The following is a 1,601-nucleotide window of genomic DNA, read 5'->3' as shown; positions in this document are numbered from 1 at the left end:
GAACACGACCTGGATTTGGCAGATTTCGCGGCCAGGTCCCTTTCCAGATGTTCGAGCTCCGAGGCGGGACACGCGCAGCAGTCGCCCGCAGTCGAAGCCGAGAAGGTTGTAGTTGTCTTGGACATGCATTGCGAATGGCACGATCGAGCCCATTGCGGACATCAGCGGATTTGATGCTTCTGCCAGCCGAAATAGCCAGAGGCCACCGCAGAGCGCCGTCAGATAGACAACCGCTGCTGCCCCGAATAGGCCCTGCGCGCCGAGCGCAGTCATCATGCCGCCGGCGACGACGGGGCCGATGATCGCGGCCAGAGCATAGACGGAGGCAAGGGCGGCGGTGGCCGCCGTCAGCATCTCAGCCCGGGAAGCGGTCACCGATCAGCGCGAGCCCAGCGGTGTAGAGCCCATAATTCGCGCCGCCCCAGACCAGCATCAGCCCGGCTACGGGCCAGAACCCCATACTTGGTCCGGAGAACCAACGGCAGGGTGCAGGCGAGCGATAGGCCGCAGCAACCAAGAACCGTGCGGCGGCGGCCAGCCTTGTCCAGCGCCAGCCCGATCAGCGGCTGCCCGATCACCAGGCCGACATGGAAAACCGCGGCGAGCCGCACCGCCTGCGAGACGTCGAAATCGCGATCGAGCATGATGACCGGCATGAGGCTGATGGCGATGGCATCAATCATCGAGGCGATGAAGAGAAAGCCGAAGGCTAAAGGAAAGGCTGTGATCGCCGACACGATGTGGCGCGCCGATCCCGGCACCACCAAGCGGCTCACCGGCCGTTCCACCGCGGCGAACGGGATCAGCGCCATCAGCGCTATCGCGGCGCAACCGAGGAGAAGCGCGGCCGGGCGGTCCGGCATCAGCGCGATCATCGCGGGACCGAGTACGAAACCGAGGGCATTGGCAGCGGTATAGACACCCATGATCTGCCCGCGCCGCTCTGGCGCCGCGGCCGCGTTCGCGGGCTCTACTGGTGGCGCCGCTATTGCGAAGCGGCAGGCATCATGCTGGACGATCTCGACAACCACCTGTTCTTCAACCGCACGCATCTGTGCATCGACGCGACGCTGCGCGGTCTTGGCATTGCCATCGGCGACCATCTCTCCTGCGGCGAGCATCTGCGGTCGGGGCGTCTTTTTCAGCTTCCCGGCCCGGTGCTGCCGGGACGGGAACAGTATCATCTGCTGACCCCTGACACGACGCACCTGTCACGGCCCGTGCGACAAATGCGCGACTGGTTGAGGAAGGCAGCGAAGAATTGAAAGGGACTCGCTGAAAGAACCCCAGCCAACTCTGGTCTGTCTGCAAATTAGTCGTTTAGCATGGGAGCTTTCGGTGGCCGCTCGCGACCCTGTGCTGCCTTAGTTGCTGCTGCTGGAAGGTCGTTATCGAGCGCCACGGGGGCTCCTCACCGCACTGCTTTTTTCAAGCGCAAACAGCGCGCGTTTATCAGGACGGCATCACGTCCGATAGGACTGAGAATCGCCTGGGACGAGCGCCGCGAGCACAGCCGCCAACAGCCCGCACCCGGCGAAAAAAAGCATGATGGAGAACAGCGCATAGGTTGCGTTGCTCTCCGTCAGGACGGCCCCTGTGAT

At 63.6% G+C, this 1,601-nt stretch carries 3 protein-coding genes; 1 reads left to right on the top strand and 2 read right to left on the bottom strand.

Going from position 1 to position 1,601, the window contains the following annotated elements:
• On the bottom strand, positions 1 to 354 hold a 354-nt coding region (locus tag EOC06_RS34290; RefSeq protein WP_206631321.1), incomplete at its 3' end, for a hypothetical protein.
• 17 nt (positions 355 to 371) lie between these two features.
• Positions 372 to 1,052: an MFS transporter gene (locus EOC06_RS34285; RefSeq protein ID WP_095488760.1), complete on the bottom strand. Its 681-nt coding sequence runs from the start codon at positions 1,050 to 1,052 to the stop codon at positions 372 to 374.
• Between EOC06_RS34285 and EOC06_RS45240 the strand changes: the two genes are divergently transcribed.
• Complete coding sequence (locus EOC06_RS45240) at positions 1,008 to 1,265, top strand: LysR substrate-binding domain-containing protein (RefSeq protein WP_128309896.1); 258 nt, start codon at positions 1,008 to 1,010, stop codon at positions 1,263 to 1,265. The two genes, EOC06_RS34285 and EOC06_RS45240, sit on opposite strands and share 45 nt — an antisense overlap.
• Positions 1,266 to 1,601 lie beyond the last annotated feature (336 nt).

This window comes from Mesorhizobium sp. M7A.F.Ca.MR.362.00.0.0 (genome assembly GCF_004023175.1).
In the GTDB taxonomy this organism is placed as follows: Bacteria; Pseudomonadota; Alphaproteobacteria; order Rhizobiales; family Rhizobiaceae; genus Mesorhizobium.
Note: the sequence above shows the minus strand (reverse complement) of the source record. Positions and strands in the feature narration are given on the sequence as shown.

What these genes read in the sequence shown, in the direction of transcription:
- EOC06_RS45240 (WP_128309896.1), top strand. Translation starts at nt 1,008, where the DNA reads ATGCTGGACGATCTCGACAACCACCTGTTCTTCAACCGCACGCATCTG.
- EOC06_RS34285 (WP_095488760.1), bottom strand. Translation starts at nt 1,052, where the DNA reads ATGCGTGCGGTTGAAGAACAGGTGGTTGTCGAGATCGTCCAGCATGAT.